18 protein-coding genes and 1 pseudogene are annotated in these 14,991 nt (G+C 40.6%); all 19 read right to left on the bottom strand.

The genetic code is table 11. The features are described from left to right. Positions 1–31: 31 nt before the first annotated feature. The gene (gene grdC, locus DESOR_RS13320) at positions 32–1,573 is read right to left on the bottom strand and encodes a glycine/sarcosine/betaine reductase complex component C subunit beta (RefSeq protein WP_014185110.1); all 1,542 of its coding nucleotides are present in this window, start codon (positions 1,571–1,573) and stop codon (positions 32–34) included. A gap of 67 nt (positions 1,574–1,640) precedes the next feature. After that, positions 1,641–2,084: a glycine/sarcosine/betaine reductase complex selenoprotein A gene (gene grdA / locus DESOR_RS13315; protein ID WP_081468508.1), complete on the bottom strand. Its 444-nt coding sequence runs from the start codon at positions 2,082–2,084 to the stop codon at positions 1,641–1,643. A gap of 76 nt (positions 2,085–2,160) precedes the next feature. Further along, positions 2,161–2,475 carry a thioredoxin TrxA gene (gene trxA, locus DESOR_RS13305; protein WP_014185107.1) on the bottom strand — a complete coding sequence of 105 codons (315 nt, stop codon included), beginning with the start codon at positions 2,473–2,475 and terminating at the stop codon, positions 2,161–2,163. Between the two features lie 65 nt (positions 2,476–2,540). Next, positions 2,541–3,482 carry a thioredoxin-disulfide reductase gene (gene trxB, locus DESOR_RS13300; protein ID WP_014185106.1) on the bottom strand — a complete coding sequence of 314 codons (942 nt, stop codon included), beginning with the start codon at positions 3,480–3,482 and terminating at the stop codon, positions 2,541–2,543. 376 nt (positions 3,483–3,858) lie between these two features. Further along, positions 3,859–4,620, bottom strand: coding sequence for a DUF4085 family protein (locus tag DESOR_RS13295; protein WP_014185105.1), 762 nt, complete (start codon positions 4,618–4,620; stop codon positions 3,859–3,861). 75 nt (positions 4,621–4,695) lie between these two features. Beyond that, positions 4,696–5,445, bottom strand: a complete 750-nt coding sequence (locus tag DESOR_RS13290; RefSeq protein WP_014185104.1) for an AAA family ATPase — start codon at positions 5,443–5,445, stop codon at positions 4,696–4,698. A 77-nt stretch (positions 5,446–5,522) separates the two neighbouring features. Further along, entirely contained in the window at positions 5,523–6,008 is a 486-nt protein-coding gene (locus DESOR_RS13285; RefSeq protein WP_042331211.1) for a GNAT family N-acetyltransferase, read from the bottom strand. A 260-nt stretch (positions 6,009–6,268) separates the two neighbouring features. Then, positions 6,269–6,784, bottom strand: a complete 516-nt coding sequence (locus DESOR_RS13280; RefSeq protein ID WP_052304312.1) for a hypothetical protein — start codon at positions 6,782–6,784, stop codon at positions 6,269–6,271. Positions 6,785–6,885: 101 nt separating this feature from the next. Beyond that, a pseudogene (locus tag DESOR_RS30995) lies at positions 6,886–6,999 on the bottom strand (hypothetical protein); the annotation flags it as partial. A 57-nt stretch (positions 7,000–7,056) separates the two neighbouring features. Then, positions 7,057–8,442: a hypothetical protein gene (locus DESOR_RS13275; RefSeq protein ID WP_014185101.1), complete on the bottom strand. Its 1,386-nt coding sequence runs from the start codon at positions 8,440–8,442 to the stop codon at positions 7,057–7,059. Next, positions 8,420–8,785, bottom strand: a complete 366-nt coding sequence (locus tag DESOR_RS13270; protein WP_014185100.1) for a hypothetical protein — start codon at positions 8,783–8,785, stop codon at positions 8,420–8,422. Before DESOR_RS13270 ends, DESOR_RS13275 begins: the two co-directional genes overlap by 23 nt. Before the next feature lie 140 nt (positions 8,786–8,925). Further along, positions 8,926–9,462 carry a GNAT family N-acetyltransferase gene (locus DESOR_RS13265; protein WP_014185099.1) on the bottom strand — a complete coding sequence of 179 codons (537 nt, stop codon included), beginning with the start codon at positions 9,460–9,462 and terminating at the stop codon, positions 8,926–8,928. 117 nt (positions 9,463–9,579) lie between these two features. After that, positions 9,580–10,062, bottom strand: coding sequence for a GNAT family N-acetyltransferase (locus DESOR_RS13260; protein WP_014185098.1), 483 nt, complete (start codon positions 10,060–10,062; stop codon positions 9,580–9,582). 24 nt (positions 10,063–10,086) lie between these two features. Further along, positions 10,087–10,500 (bottom strand): GNAT family N-acetyltransferase, encoded by a 414-nt coding sequence (locus DESOR_RS13255; RefSeq protein ID WP_014185097.1) that lies wholly within the window; start codon positions 10,498–10,500, stop codon positions 10,087–10,089. A gap of 78 nt (positions 10,501–10,578) precedes the next feature. Then, a complete protein-coding gene (locus DESOR_RS13250) occupies positions 10,579–11,316 on the bottom strand; it encodes a nitroreductase family protein (protein ID WP_014185096.1) in 738 nt (245 codons plus the stop codon). A gap of 237 nt (positions 11,317–11,553) precedes the next feature. After that, positions 11,554–12,024, bottom strand: coding sequence for a YiiD C-terminal domain-containing protein (locus DESOR_RS13245; protein ID WP_242832504.1), 471 nt, complete (start codon positions 12,022–12,024; stop codon positions 11,554–11,556). 282 nt (positions 12,025–12,306) lie between these two features. Continuing rightward, positions 12,307–13,209 carry a PhzF family isomerase gene (locus DESOR_RS13240; protein ID WP_014185094.1) on the bottom strand — a complete coding sequence of 301 codons (903 nt, stop codon included), beginning with the start codon at positions 13,207–13,209 and terminating at the stop codon, positions 12,307–12,309. 235 nt (positions 13,210–13,444) lie between these two features. Then, the gene (locus tag DESOR_RS13235) at positions 13,445–14,113 is read right to left on the bottom strand and encodes an MBL fold metallo-hydrolase (RefSeq protein ID WP_282434417.1); all 669 of its coding nucleotides are present in this window, start codon (positions 14,111–14,113) and stop codon (positions 13,445–13,447) included. Between the two features lie 398 nt (positions 14,114–14,511). Continuing rightward, positions 14,512–14,934: an RDD family protein gene (locus DESOR_RS13230; RefSeq protein ID WP_014185092.1), complete on the bottom strand. Its 423-nt coding sequence runs from the start codon at positions 14,932–14,934 to the stop codon at positions 14,512–14,514. Positions 14,935–14,991: the final 57 nt, after the last annotated feature.

The raw sequence follows: 14,991 nt of genomic DNA, 5'->3' as shown, positions 1-14,991 counted from the left end.
ACCTCCGAGGGGGCTAGTTTTCTTATTTAAATCAAGATTTATCACTCAAAGTCTTAGCAAATTCCCGCATAGCTACGGCAATCATTTTGCGAACCTCTTGTTTATCCAATCCCTGCTCGGGCATGCCGCTGTTCCTTTCCAGAATAAAGGAAACGCCATCGAAGAGATTGGTCATCCTGCCTAAGAAGAGGCTTCCCTTGCCGATAATCATGGTCCGCCTGATTCTTCCTGACAAGATCAAATCTAAAGCATGCCCTACAAAAGGTACTCCCGATGGGATATGGCCCTGTGTCGGTGCAAAGCCGGGCATTCCAAAACCGTCGACGGCTTTCTGCAAATCTGCTTTGGCTAATTCCCCCCGTTTTACCCCTAAGGCGCTGATCATTTTATAATTGGCCAGGGGCACATCCCCGGCACCGGCAGGTTCAGTAATCTCCGGATTCTGCAGTTCTGCCGCATAACGGTCCACATCCAGGATTTTGTACCCGATCCTATCTAAGGGATCGGCAACAATAGCCGTCATCACAGCTTGAGGGGAAGATCCTGAGCCAATCCGGTGCCGGCCAATTCCGTCCGTCCGGATCATCGGGCTGACCCCATCATTCTCACCCACGTGAATTGCAAAGGCTCCCAGCATATCTTCAAAAACCGGCATGCCCTTTTCCACATGATTGCGGGAATTCATCCCCAGTTTTGCGGAAGAACCACCGGCTAATACCACGATGTTCTTATAAATTCCAGCTTGAGCCAGGGCAGCTGCTTCTACCAGGGCATGAGCAGGAGCGGCGCAAAAGCTGCGGGTATCTGAACCCGTAGCATTTACACACCCGCACATCTCACCGATGGATTTAGCAAAGTTCCCGCCCCCTCTTTGATTCATATCCCCACAGGCTTCTTCTGAACACTCAATAATATAATCCACCTCTTCAGCCTTTAAGTCCGTATTATGGAAAAGAAGCTGTAAAGCAAAGGCAGCTGAAGCTTTGCTAACCAGGTTTTCCAGCATAACATGGTTGGAAAGGGCTTCGTCAAAGTCATGGGCTCTTTTCACACACCCCACTAATTTCCCCTCAAAATACAGGGGCTCTGCCACATGGGAGCTTACTAATTCCTGAAGCGCCTCTTCCTTGCCCGGATTGTGGTCGAGTTTGGCAACATCCTTGATTGCCCCCAATACCGGGTGAGCTGTTATCTTTTCCTTGACCATTTGCTGGAACTTTTCTTCCAGGATCACTAATTCAAAAGCATCAACTATTTTCATGAGTGCGATAAATTCGTCTTCCGGAATAATCTCTCCGTATTTTCCGATAGGACTATAGCCGGAACTTTGCTGTTGATACCAGGGTCGAGACAGGTTTTTTAATTCATCCGGGGACATATTGCCGATATACACTTGGTTGGGAGGATAACCTACGGCTTCTGAAAAACTTCTTAAGTGCCGGGGGAGCTTCTCAAGATGGATTGAAGGTGTATCTTTGGCCAGTTCCATTGTTTGGGTCGTACCATGGTGAATAAGCAGCCCGTTAGCATGAATCATCCCATAAGCCGCACCTTTGACAACAGGAAAATTCATCAAATCACCTCCATTTCAGTAAAGAGTAATGGATAATCGTACGACTCATATCCATTACCCTTATCTGTTATTTGCGATAGGTTTTTATTTCTTCAACAATTTCGTCAACTTCAAGAACCATTTCCATCATACTGATCTGCTCATCATAAACAGAAGCATCCACCATATCCTTAAGTTCAAAAATGTGGTAAGCTTTGAGTCCCAACGAGACTCCTGCTAATGGACCTGCAAAGGTTGGATCTCCGGTAGAAACGGTTTCTGCTGCCAGGCCGGAAGCTTCTGCTTCCCCACCCCCCAGCACGACGATTAAATCGTCATTACCGTACTTCTCCGCAAATTCCATAATCCGTTTTTGATTTTCCAAGTCCATTGCACCAGCTGCCGTTCAGACAAAACATTCCGTCGTCGAAAAAATGACTTCGGCGCCGCCGGTTCTGACACACTCTTCAATGGCCGGTCCGGGAATCCCGTCCCGGTCGCCGAGAATGGCTACCTTCTTCCCTTTCAACATTTTGCATTTCTCCCCTAAACTTTCGTATTTTTTTCAGCATAAGCTGCGAAAACCTTACCTGTTTAGTAACTTTAAATTAAGTCAGTTCGATAAGTTTAGATTCCACATCTTCAATGGCAATCTCATTGCTTAGTTCGGCGACCACTTCTCCGTTTTGGTAAAACTGGATGGTGGGCAAGCCCAGAACTTTCTGCGCCATAGCCAGTCTCCTGTTGCCCTTGGTATCCAAAGTGCAGAACTTAACTTTTCCCTGATATTTCTCCGCCAATTCATGAACTTTAGGCATTAGAGCTTTGCAAGGTTCACACTTTTCATTCCAGAAATCCACCATAATCAGACCATTAGTGCTTATAACCTCTTGTTCAAAATTGTCTTTTGTTAATGCGACCATCTTCAACACACTCCTTAGTTTTCTATTATTAAAAAGTTCCCGGGGGTTCTTGCCGCCTTAAGAACTCAATTATGACTTTCCCCTTCGGCCAGGTATTTTTCCGCTGCCATGGAAGCGATAGCTCCGTCACTGGCCGCTGTAACTACTTGTTTAAAAAACTTTGCCCGGGCATCCCCGGCGGCATAGACTCCGGGCACGGAGGTTGCCATTAAATCATTGGTGAGAATGTATCCCTGATCATTTAACTCAACTTTTCCTCTTAACATCTCAGTCTTAGGAATGGTTCCCACAAAGAAGAATACGCCATTGGTTTCCCTCTCCGACAGTTCCCCGGTTTTGGTGTTCTTAATGACCACGCTGTCCACCAGACCGTCTCCTTTGATCTCTTCCAGAACGGAATTCCAAACCCATTGTATTTTTGGGTTGGCGAAGGCTCGTTCCGCACTGGTCTTATTGCATCTCAAGTCCCCTTCCTCACGTCTCACAATAAGGGTGACGGTCTCGGCAAATTTAGTTAAATACATGGCCTCTTCAACGGCTGCATCCCCATTGCCCACTACCACCACATCTAATTCTTCAAAGAAATCGGCATCACAAGTGGCGCAGTAGGAGACCCCTTTGCCCCGGTGAGTAGCTTCGCCTTTGATTTCCAATGATTTAGGCACTGCCCCTAAAGCAAGAATCACAACCCTGGCCTGATATTCCCGGCCGCTTTTGGTCTTAACCCGTTTAATCCGTTCCTCTAAATCCAAATCAATGACTTCTTCATTGAGTATTTCCGCACCAAAACTTTTAGCGTGTTCCTCCATCGCCGCCATTAACCCCGGTCCTGTAGTGCCCCGGGAAAAACCCGGGTAATTTTCCAATTCCTCAGTGCGAGCCGCCTGCCCGCCTGGGTTTCCCTTTTCCAAGATGACAGTTTTCAGCTTTGACCTGGCGCTGTACATCCCTGCCGCCAATCCTCCCGGACCGGCACCGATAATAAGAATGTCATAGACCTCCGACATAACCTTCCTCCCTTGCCGCAAACTGACTGAGTAATCTGAAAACTAACGATAGAGAAAATTGCTGCTCCTACTGCATCGCTAGTTTCTAAAATTCATGACTATGATTCTTGATATGCAATTGATGTGCCATTCCCAAATACCCGCCAAACTGGCCCCTGGCAAGGGTTTTCAGCTATTGGTTAATGCAAAAAATCTCAATTTCGGACAATGGTGCGTTGAGGGCATAAAAAAAGCCGGATTTACTCTATCTCAATATGAAATAGAGCCATCCCGGTTTGGGATACAACAATCCCATTTTGGGATTTTCGCATGCCTATGCTCAAACCCCGGCTATATTAAATTTTAACATATTTAGCTATGCTTAAACTTAATTCGGTTAATGCTCAAATGATAAGTTTTCAGCCGAAACGATAAATTCGATTAACCTATTCTTCTTATTCCGAAGCATTATGTGTAATTCATATTTTCCATTTGTTTGATATATTTCATCATTAACACACCATGAGTTTTCCAGGGATGCATCTTGTTTAAGAATTTCATAATTATCCAAATGCATTTTTGTTATGTTGGTGAAACTTCCTGAACTATCGAATGAAATCGTTAAGGTTTTTTCTGATTCTTCTACACCTGTAACTAAACAATCATGAAAATTTATTTCATTTATCACATTCTTGTCCAGGGTTTTAGATACTTCCTTAAAATATTCTCTATAGTCTGCGATTGTTTTCATCACTAATTTTTCATTGTCCTGACATAGCTGAGTTACATCTTCTATTACTGGTCTTGTTGCTTTATTTAAGGCAAATACTCGGATATCGGCTATTTTCTTTAGTATCTCTTCCGGGAAATTGTTTATAATTCGTTGTTGGTTATCTAGAAAGGATTGCTGAAAATTTTCCGATACTTTTTCTCTGTCAAATGATTCGTGTTTAATATTGCTTTCTTTAAAATTTTGATGTTTTAAAGCAATTTCCTCATGTACAAGCTGCAATTGTGTTAGAAACTCCGTTAATTTTTGATTATATAACTCTTGAAAGTATTGTTCTGAAAATGATTCTGCTTGTTTATCTTCTTCTAATCCTAAATGAGCACTCATCATCTTACACAATTTATACCATTCTCTTGTAAAATATTTCACTTTCTATCACCTCTAACTCATTTAACCAGGAAGAAATCAGCCACGGATGGCCGCCCTTTAGACAATATGTGTTTCTCATTCCAATAGAATATTAAGCATCTTCTCTTTATTATTTAGAAAAGCCCTCATAACTTGATAATGTTCTGTATCCTCATAGTTAACCTTTTCAAATCCTTCGTTAATCTGGTATATCCATGCATTGGGATAGGCCATTATTATTGGAGAATGAGTAGCAATAATAAATTGGGAACCTTCTTTAACTAAATCATGCATTCTCGAAAGCATAGCCATTTGACGGGAGGGTGATAATGCTGCTTCAGGTTCATCTAAAACATAGATTCCTTCCCGCCCAAATTTATTTTGGAATAACGCGAAAAATGACTCTCCATGTGATTGTTCATGCAGGGAACGGCCACCATAATAGTCAATTAAACGCGGCTCAGTGGACATTTCTTCATCCAAATCATCTAAGTTTGTCGCGAAATTATAGAAGCTTTCTGCTCTTAAGAAAAAACCGTTCCTAGGCTTCTTTATTCCTTTGACAACTTTGATATAGCTTTTCAAGTCAGAATGCGTAGGTTTGGTGGAGAAAGTAAAGTTCTTTGTCCCCCCTTCAGCATTAAAACCATAAGCAACTGCTATGGATTCTAATACTGTTGACTTTCCCGAGCCATTTTCTCCGATTATAAAGGTCACCTTGGGATGAAATGATAATTTATGCAAATCCTTGATTGCAGGTAAATTAAAAGGATATTCAGACCATGTTGGTATATTTTTTCTATCTAATTCTATAGACCTGATATATTGTGTGATACTGGATTCCATTAAATCATCTCCACCAAATATGAGCTTAACATCTGAAAGTCAAAATGCAGCTAATGATATATGTATTAAGATTAGATTCAAATCGCCTTCTCCAGTACTCTAAACTTGTGAGCTAAATAGGGTTTGATCTCACCTGTTTCTTCATAGCCAACTCTCTTCCAGAACCTATGCCCCTTTTCATTATCGAATAATACGCCCAACCTTATCCGTGAAAACTTATTGCTATGAGCCCATTCTTCCAACAATTTATGTACGACTTCTCCAAGTCCTTTTCCTCTAAACGTTGGTTCGATAACTAATAATACCAAACTCAAGATGTCAGGACCCGCAAAGCGCATGATTATATCGACGACTCCAATTAGCAAATGGTCTTGACCTTGGTATATCCCATAAACAATTTTGTCTTGGATTGTAACATTATCAGGCCTGGATATTAGTAAATCTTTAGCAGCATCCTTCTTAACCGGTTCACCGTCTTGAAAAGCAAGGTAGTCCGAACATCTCATTAATAGCTCTTGAAGTTCAGGAATGTGTTTTTCGCCCAGGATTTCTAATTCTACCACATTCATCTTCCTATCCTGTATGATTTTAAGTGAACTTCTCAATGAAGTTCCGAAGCCTTGTTGTATTACTTGCATATTATCTTAGTAACTTAACTAAACACAACATATTGACCTTCGAATTTTGCTAATATCTTGTCATTATCTCTACAAAGTACATTTAACTATTGATACTTCCACCAAAGGCAGTACATATTAGATTTATCATCTCCCAAGCTTACCCCCTGACTCAGCGGTGACAAGAGTTCAGCTCTAAAAATGATTTACTTCTTGACAATCCTATATATTAATCCATTTATTGTTTTAAGTTGTTCAAGTTCCGATTCACTCTCTGTGATAATATCACAGAGACGTTCATGAGATGTATTAACAAGCCATTGCTTATCCCCCTTCAGAAAACATAAATCATCCGGAAGGTTTGGCGCATTCCAGTTAAAGAGTGAATCAGTTATATTTTTAATTATTCCTTTGCTTTTCTCCGAAGTATGAAAATAATAGACCATTGCGGTTGGAACGGAAATTGTTCCAGGCCATTGATTCTGTTCCTTACAATAAATAAAATCTGACTCTAATTCTCTTACCACCTTGTCAAATGATTGATTGTATGAACGTTGACTATGTTTAATAAAAAGAAAGGTGTCACATACATCAAAAGCAAATTGAATAAGACTTCTATAATCCTCACCTATAGGTTCATTTAAAAGAACTCTCATAACGTCCTCCTTCAACCGCTTAACTGTTAGGCGACGGACCGCGCCCTGTAATTCAAAAGCCGCCATGGATAACAGCTCTCCCGCCACCACTGATCAGCGTGTTACAAAAGTATTAATTGGATTTGCTTTATATTTTCTTTGAATACACTTCGGTTGAGAGATTAAATTCATTTATAATAATCTCCAGCATATTCTGTCCTTAAAAATAATCTACTGTATCCCAATTTCTTCGAAATGGTAATCACTTTATCTATAAGCTCTTTGGCAATACCTTTTTCTCTATGATCTTTGCGAAGTTACGGTAACCCCAGGTTAAATGAAGCTGCCCAGTATCAGATTTATATCAGCTCCACTGTAACATCGTCGTGTCTTTTTTCATAAAACACCATGCGCCACTCTACTTTGTCTACCGGCTCAAAGTGGAGTGCTGAGCAAGCTGCCTGGAGCTTGCCCTGGCCGCTGCCGCCAAAAATGATGGCAGTCGGACAATCTGAGCTGATACCGAAGCAAAAACCGCTGCTAGATGCCTGGGGCTCATTGATATTTGTGTATTTCTGCCGAAGTTGGTCGGAACGAACGCAATCAGTAACGCTGAATGCATTATCAGGCAGATCCGGCAAGAGCGTATAGCTCATCACAGTATAGTGTGTCGGAAACTCCTGATTTTGGCTGCCAAAATGCTCAAGGAGTATTTCCTGCTGTTCATATTCCTGCACAGTCAGCGTATGCTGCAGTCCGGTGGTCGGGTGCGTAAACTCAATTTGCTCACCGGGCGCTGATACATGAAAGTGAGGTCCGGACAATGCGACAGGCCGCTGAATCAGCGTTACGCTGAGGGACTTAATCTGCGGTTTGCGTTTCGTCTTCCAAGGAAAAGCAGCACGCCGGATTACCCAGCCATAGTCATGATCAAGGCCATAGTGCCGGATCACACTCCTGGCCTCAAGGCCGTTTCCCTCTGTGAGGCAGGGATTCCAGGAAACGCCGCAGCCATGTGAGCCAGAAAGGACAGTTCCGTTCAACACAACTTTTAAACTTATATCGACGTCCAGAGGATTTTCTGCATCAATCTGCATCTGCTGTTCAGCGGTAAAGTCCGATCTATCATTCTCAATAGAGAGATTCCACTTGTCGATAAAATAACGGATACGCTCAGTCGGAACCTTTAAGCAAAAGTCCACTATCAAGCCCTTATTGCAAGTGTAAATCGAAGGAATGAGAAAAACTTTATCGTCCCAGACAAACTGCTTATCAAGGGGAATTTCCTTGCCGGCCCTTGCACGGCCATGATGCCCCCAAAAGTTGCCGTTATAATAAACCTTCCATTCGGGTATCTTTGACTCGACTGAAACCCACTCATTGTAATCTTCCCGATATATGAGGAGACTGTAATCGAATTCAGCCTGCAACTCTTTAATATAGGCAAAGGGCCGCTCCATAGGCGCGAGCAGCAGATTCTCACGAATAGCATCCAACACAGACTGCTGTTCAGCGGTAAGAGGATTGTCCTGCAGGAAGGTGTCAAACTCCGCCTGATCCCAGCCAAATACCTGCTCCATTACCGCAGCATCTCCGCAAGTCAGCAGGAGCCGCAGGAAGTCCATAAAATCTCTTGCTACCGGATGCACATAGTTTCCCCTTGTATTCAGCGGGCTGACGGCAAATAAATTTAAAGCTCTATCATACAAGTCAAAGGGGAATTTAACTTCTTTTACTAATTTCATCTGTTATTAATGATTTTGAAAGATACATTGCTTTGATCATGTTCTTGAAGCGGGTGTGATGAGAGGTATCCTCCGCAAATTTTTGCTGTGCTTTTTCACATTTGCTGATAATTGAAGATACGGGGCGCAATGCTTCTATCAGTTCTTCTTTAGTATATTTGTCCACAATATTTTCATCTTCTATTAAGGATTTTGAAATATACATGGCTTTGATCCTGTTCTTAAGGAGTGTGTGCTGTGAAGTACCCTCCACAAATTTTGGCTGAGTTTTTTCACATCTACTGATGATTGAAGAAACGATTTGCAGAGCTTCCTCCAATTCTTTTCTTGGGTATTTGTCCATAGTAATTTTCCTCAAATCCAAATTTATTGCTTTGTACAACACCATTCCCATTAGCCACAATCTTTGTTTCTGGTCCTGCTCATTTAAATATTGTCTCTCCGATGTACCCCTCTCCCCAGAAACCTGCCCCAGGGTTGAAATTAATCAATGCACAGACCCATGTAAAAACAATCATAGAACACTCCCTGTATTAGGAATTCCCGAGTAATTAGCCCCTCTTGAACAAATCCGAGTTTCTCATATACTCGTATTGCTCTGGAGTTATCACTTCTAACTCGCAGTTTAATTTTGCGGATCACATTTAAATCTTTGGCCCACTGAATTAATTCCTGTACCATCGCTGTACCGATTCCTTGATTCCAGTATTCCCTTAGAGCAGAAACGCCGAATTCGCCAGTGTGCTGAATCCTTTTTCTGGATCCACCAGTAAAATGTAAACATCCAATTACCGTGTTCTCTACTAAAGCTAGGAGCATGAACCTATTTTTTGCGATATGACTTTCTTCAAGGATCTCTTCCTCCTCGCTTACAGATGTTGAAAACTCGCCGGGTCCGAATGTTAGGAAGTCTGATTCAGCGCTAACCTTTTGTAAATAGGTTACCAGCTCGAGAGCATCACCTTTAATGGCCTCCCTTAGGAATACAGTCTGTCCGTTTTTAAGATGGATTGTCTTCACTAGAAGAGGCCCTCCTTTTTTAGTATGTCTCTAAATATCGAGTTTTTTATTTTAGAACATGAGCACATTTGGGAAGTTTCGTAAATGCCCTATTGTACAATGGGTTGCGCTCCGAAGTTACTCTAAGTTCGAGAGTTTTTCAGACACTTGTTCCAGCATGACTGACCTTGGAAAAAACCCAAAACCCTGGTAAAACTTGAGAACCTGTTCATTTCCAACTGCGACACTAATCCTTTTGGTTTTTACTGATTGCTGATCCATCCAGTCCAGCGCTCTTTGCATTAAACAACGTCCGATTCCCATGTTCCGATAAGCATCGCCCACAAATATAGATTCTACCTCCCCAATGTTTTGGTTACAGATGCTTACACAGTAGCCAATATATTCATAAGAGCCTTTAGAATGTACCAAATCGATTCGCATCTTTCCTGATTCTATATTTTTCAGCCACTCTTCTTTTCTCTTAGCAAATGTAATTTGGTTATAGTATCGGGAAAAATGTTTGGAGGCATTCTGATGATGCTCATTTAAACTCTTCCATAAAGGAGCAACCTTTTCCAATAACTCCTGGCCGCCCTCTAAATAACATATCTCAACCACATATCTTCTCTCCCTTTGAAATACCTATCCAACTGACGATCGTGTCATAACTTTTGATTCAACTCTTTCAAAACCAAATTGCTCGTACAATCCATGGGCATCGCTTGTCACCAAAAAACCTCTGATGTTTTTAAGCTCAGGGGTCTCAAGGATACATTCAATTAGTTTCTTCCCAAGCCCCTTTCCCCTATGAATCCTATCAATGTAAACATCACAAATCCAAAACATCGTAGCAAAGTCGGATACAACCCGCGCAAAACCGATCAATTCATCTTCGTTATACACTCCATAACACAATGAATTCATAATGGTCTTTTCAATGATTTCTTTAGCTCTATCTTTCGCCCAATAACTATCTGTTAGGAACTCCTTAACCCGGTCCACAGAAATCATAGTTTTATCAGAGTTGATTGTATATCCTTCAAATTTCCGGATCATATGAAATTCTCCTACTCTCCATCTATGCCTTATTAATTAAGTAAATAAAAAATTCGAATCAGAGGAAAAATGAATTTCTTACTTTCTTTCGTAACCAAATGACTTCAGGTATTCTCCTACTGATCTGGTCATTTCTCGTGAAAAGCCGGAGTTATACTTGCGATTGCAAAAGGCAGCAGCCCAGTCCTCGTAACTCTGTTCGCCCAATTTCTTTTGCAACATAATACGCAGTTCATCTCCTGACATCCGGTTATAGTGATTTGTATGAACTATGTGCTTCAAATCACACCGTTCCGGCTTTGGTCGATTTTGTTGTTGTTCTGTTGGGTATCCAAACACCAGCATGGTTGCCGGGAAAACATATTCGGGCAATTCGAGCATCTCCCTGTGCTCTTCACAAAGCTCCATAATATCACCGATGTAACAAGAACCAATTCCTAAACTTTGGGCTGCAGTTACAGCATTTTGTGCAGCAATAACGCTGTCTTGAACTGCCAGCATTAAGTCTCCAACACCCGGCACTCTTGGGCTGCACCCACCTTCTAGAAAAGCATCATACCACTTCTGAAAATCGGCACAAAAAATTAATACCATAGGAGCCTTTGCTATAAAAGGTTGATTGTCACAGGATACTGCCAGTTTATCTTTTAGACTTTGTTCGGTAATATCTAAAATTGTATATAGCTGTTGGTTCCCTGCAGTTGGTGCCGCCATTGCTGCCAGTAGAATAGCTTCCTTATCAGAGTCTGAGATTTTTATATCTTTAAATACCCTTACAGATTTTCTCTCGTGCAAGCTTTGTATAACTTCGTTCATATCTTAATTCCCCTTTCACTATTTGGACAAATATAAATAGTATTTACTCCATAGAAGCAAAATAGGTCGACACTCGCAATGTAGAAAGTATGGTTATGTACGATATAGCTAGCGGGAATTGCTTGTTATGTAAGGTCGCACACCCCTAGAGCTAGAGACCGACAGGACGTCGGTCTCCAGACACTTAACTCATATAACACAAAAATTTTTACGATAAAACTAACCAGTAATAACGAGTTATCTAAACACTACGTATTGACCTTCGAATTTTGATAATATCTTATCATTATCTCTACAAAAAACATTTAACTTTAACCGAGCACGACTGTACTTCTTGTAGGTAAATAAAAACTTTTCTATGCCTGCTTGTTCTTCGATTGTGCATTCGGCTGTAAAATCTTTATCTATAGGTAAAAAGTATTCTATATTACTTCTTTGGATAACAATATGTGAATTTGGATCAATTTCTTTTATATTAATAAATACAGCTGCCCATCCACATACTGTCATTAAACTATTAATACTGCCACCAAACGCAGTACATTTATGATTTAGGTTTGGTTTAAGCCTAGCGAGTATCTTAACACTTAAAGGCTTAAATTCTATGACCTCTAACCCCATTTTTTCAGTTATTGGAATTTGATCATATATTAATTTCTGAAATCCTATTTCGTCCATAATTTCCTCCAACCTATTAAATTTATCCATCTCCCAAGCTTATCAAAACATAATCCTCTAATATTTTCGTATTATCTCCCACAATGATATGGTGACCCCTGCAAGCAATTAGCCATAAGCTCATTTTTATGAATTTCACATCAGGCTAGTACGAGAAGACTCAACCCCTTACCAATAATTATACCTGAACTACCCCAGTTTGAAAATAATGCCATATATTTCTTTTGATCACGCTTCTTTCTACATTGATCTAAGCAAAGTTACGCAAATTAGCTGTTAGACGCTATGCCGTTAGACGGCTTAAAAAGCATCTCAAATCTGGATCTCGGTCTTAAATACAATAACCGCTCTTCCTCCAATTTTGACTTGCTCAGGTTTTCCACTATTTAAATGAACCGTCACGTTTATTAAACCGCTTCGTCCAATTGCGAATCCTTGTTCACCCGTAAAGGAAAAGCTTGACTTATTATGTTTAACCAAACCGTGATTAATCAGATATGCCCCAAGGGGACCGTTTGCGTTTCCAGTTACCGGATCTTCATTAATACCTATGGCAGGCGCAAACATTCTTCCATGAGTTAAAATATCCTTTTGTTCTGAATCCATTGTAAAAACGAAATATCCGTTGCAGTTAATCATTTTGCTAATTTGGGTTAAAGCTAGGAAATCCGGAGACAATGCATTCAACCTGCGTCTAGTTTTAATTCCAATCATAACTTTGGAATGTCCTGTAGATACAATTTGAATCGGACATTGTGGATCCAATTCTTCCACATTTAAACCTAGGGCATCAACAATATTGTCACGTTCTTGCCTGGCAAATGGTGGATAAAATTCAATTTTACCTTGGGTCATCATTATGGAATAATCATTATCCTCTCTAATTATTTCAACCGGTAAAGTTCCAATTCCAATCTTATGTATAACGGTGGAAGAGTTCAGTTTTTGTTCTACTGCCCGCACATAATGAGCAGCAACAGTTGCATGTCCGCACACCGGGACTTCAGTTATTGGCGTAAAATATCTTATCCGAATTTCATGATCAGCCCCATCTGGCTTAAATATAAATGCTGTCTCTGAATTGTTCATTTCCCGAGCAATGCATAACATTTCTTGATCGGTTAGACCATCTGCGTTCAAGACAACACCAGCAGGATTACCCTTAAATTTTTCTGTAGTAAACGAATCGACCTGATATATCTTTAGGGTTCTCACTTAATCTCCACTTCCCTTTTCCATATCTTAGGCATGGCATCTAACGTCCTGGCCGTTCCCGAAGTGTCCCAACCACATGTCATCTATGTAAAGTTGCGGGAAACACGACGAAATCTAAATTCTTTATGCGAAGTAAATAAATTTATAATTATTTTTAAGCGCAAGTTCACAGGAGAATGCAACAGTAGTAATCGCAGGAACAAAATATGCGCCGTTTCGAGGTTTTCTCAGTTGATTAAGTTGGTGCTACACCAGAAGAAACCGCCTCTTCAATAATTCCACGAGTCCAATCAAACGCCTTGGTGATTTCACTTCCTTGAAGAATTTCACCGTGTCCTGGAACCACTGTACTTAGATTAAGATTCTGCAATTTCAATAATGATTCAAGCCAAATCTCCCAATCAACTATATTACCCGACTCCAAGTTGGGCAAATATGATTTTAGTATACAGTCACCACAATACAAAATCTCTTCTGAAGGAACATAAACTGAAAGATTTGTATGTGTATGTCCCGGCGTAAAAATCACGTGTGCTTCAATCCTGCCCAATTGAATTACGGTATCTGATTTCAGTAGAATATTCGGGTTATAGATTTCTGCATCCGTGAATAAAAATTCCGCTTCATTACGATTACGTCTAATTAGGTTCGGAATACATTCGTTATATTCCCTGGTCATCGAGGCTAAATCGGCAGTAGTTCGGTTGATTTTGTAATGGCCGTAAATATCAAGCTGATTCTCCCTAAAAAGTCCATTCCCTCCGATGTGGTCAAGATGTTGCTCTGTATTTATGGCCAAAATACGTCTTCCTCTACCTACCGAAGATGCATAACCGTAAATTGTCTGAGCAGCAAACCTATTGGCTCCTGTATCAATGACAAGTACCTTCTCCTCCCCAACAATAAAACCAGCAATATTTTGTTGGATTTCTCGCCGGCTTGATTGCAGTTATACCACTGAGTTTAAGATTTTAATGTTTTCTTTCAAATAATATACCAAGTGGTTTTCAGATAACGGTTCGAGTATTCCCGAAGTCTGGTTACTACTCCCACCATTGTGTTAACGATGTCAACCTCTCGTTGAACTATTCGTCGTTCTTGGCCGGTAAAAAAATAATTCCATTAAGGAGTGACACCTTGCTTCTTCCCTTTTTTGCCATTATGTGGGCCTCATTAGTAACCCGAAGATACTTTCATAAGAGCGATACGTTGATGTTCCATGCACGGGTCTAATATGCCCCAGGAATAATGGAAGTCTGGATAAGAGACTCAAATGTTTAGGACGTTCGTTAATTAGGGTCTTTAGCGAAGTGAATTTATGTTTGCAAGAGACCTTGATTTCACTAAATAGGTTTGGCTCTCCTCTTCATAGTCAAATGAAATCTCTTTTAAGTTACCTGAGAAAAAGAAATAAAACATAACAAACAGGTTACTTAATATTAAAGAGAAAATAGAATACTTAAATGCACTAAAAAATCTGTTTAGAGCTAACCTGAACCCTATATTATTACCTTGTTGGTCAACGACCTTTAACTCGAAAACCATATCACCAATGCTACGGCTCAAAATAGCGTGGAGAATGGGAAAATAAACCAGTGGGATGAAAATAGCAATGAGTTTGACTGGATAAGATGGTGAATTCGCAAGTAGTAATATGATTATGAATATAGTTATAAAATCAACTAAAAGCGACCCAAACCTGTGTACCCTAGACGGTTGCTCCATAACAAAGTCTCCTTCTATATCATAAAGCGTTAAATCTATTATATATTTTATTACTTT

The sequence above is a fragment of the Desulfosporosinus orientis DSM 765 genome (assembly GCF_000235605.1).
GTDB lineage: Bacteria > Bacillota > Desulfitobacteriia > Desulfitobacteriales > Desulfitobacteriaceae > Desulfosporosinus > Desulfosporosinus orientis.
Note: the sequence above shows the minus strand (reverse complement) of the source record. Positions and strands in the feature narration are given on the sequence as shown.

Coding starts and splice junctions, on each gene's coding strand:
- DESOR_RS13255 (WP_014185097.1), bottom strand. CDS start 10,500: ATGATCCGGAAATTTGAAGGATATACAATCAACTCTGATAAAACTATG.
- DESOR_RS13275 (WP_014185101.1), bottom strand. CDS start 8,442: ATGAAATTAGTAAAAGAAGTTAAATTCCCCTTTGACTTGTATGATAGA.
- DESOR_RS13290 (WP_014185104.1), bottom strand. CDS start 5,445: ATGGAATCCAGTATCACACAATATATCAGGTCTATAGAATTAGATAGA.
- DESOR_RS13280 (WP_052304312.1), bottom strand. CDS start 6,784: ATGGCGGCTTTTGAATTACAGGGCGCGGTCCGTCGCCTAACAGTTAAG.
- DESOR_RS13230 (WP_014185092.1), bottom strand. CDS start 14,934: ATGGAGCAACCGTCTAGGGTACACAGGTTTGGGTCGCTTTTAGTTGAT.
- grdC (WP_014185110.1), bottom strand. CDS start 1,573: ATGAATTTTCCTGTTGTCAAAGGTGCGGCTTATGGGATGATTCATGCT.
- trxB (WP_014185106.1), bottom strand. CDS start 3,482: ATGTCGGAGGTCTATGACATTCTTATTATCGGTGCCGGTCCGGGAGGA.
- DESOR_RS13270 (WP_014185100.1), bottom strand. CDS start 8,785: ATGGACAAATACCCAAGAAAAGAATTGGAGGAAGCTCTGCAAATCGTT.
- DESOR_RS13250 (WP_014185096.1), bottom strand. CDS start 11,316: ATGAACGAAGTTATACAAAGCTTGCACGAGAGAAAATCTGTAAGGGTA.
- DESOR_RS13245 (WP_242832504.1), bottom strand. CDS start 12,024: ATGGATAAATTTAATAGGTTGGAGGAAATTATGGACGAAATAGGATTT.
- trxA (WP_014185107.1), bottom strand. CDS start 2,475: ATGGTCGCATTAACAAAAGACAATTTTGAACAAGAGGTTATAAGCACT.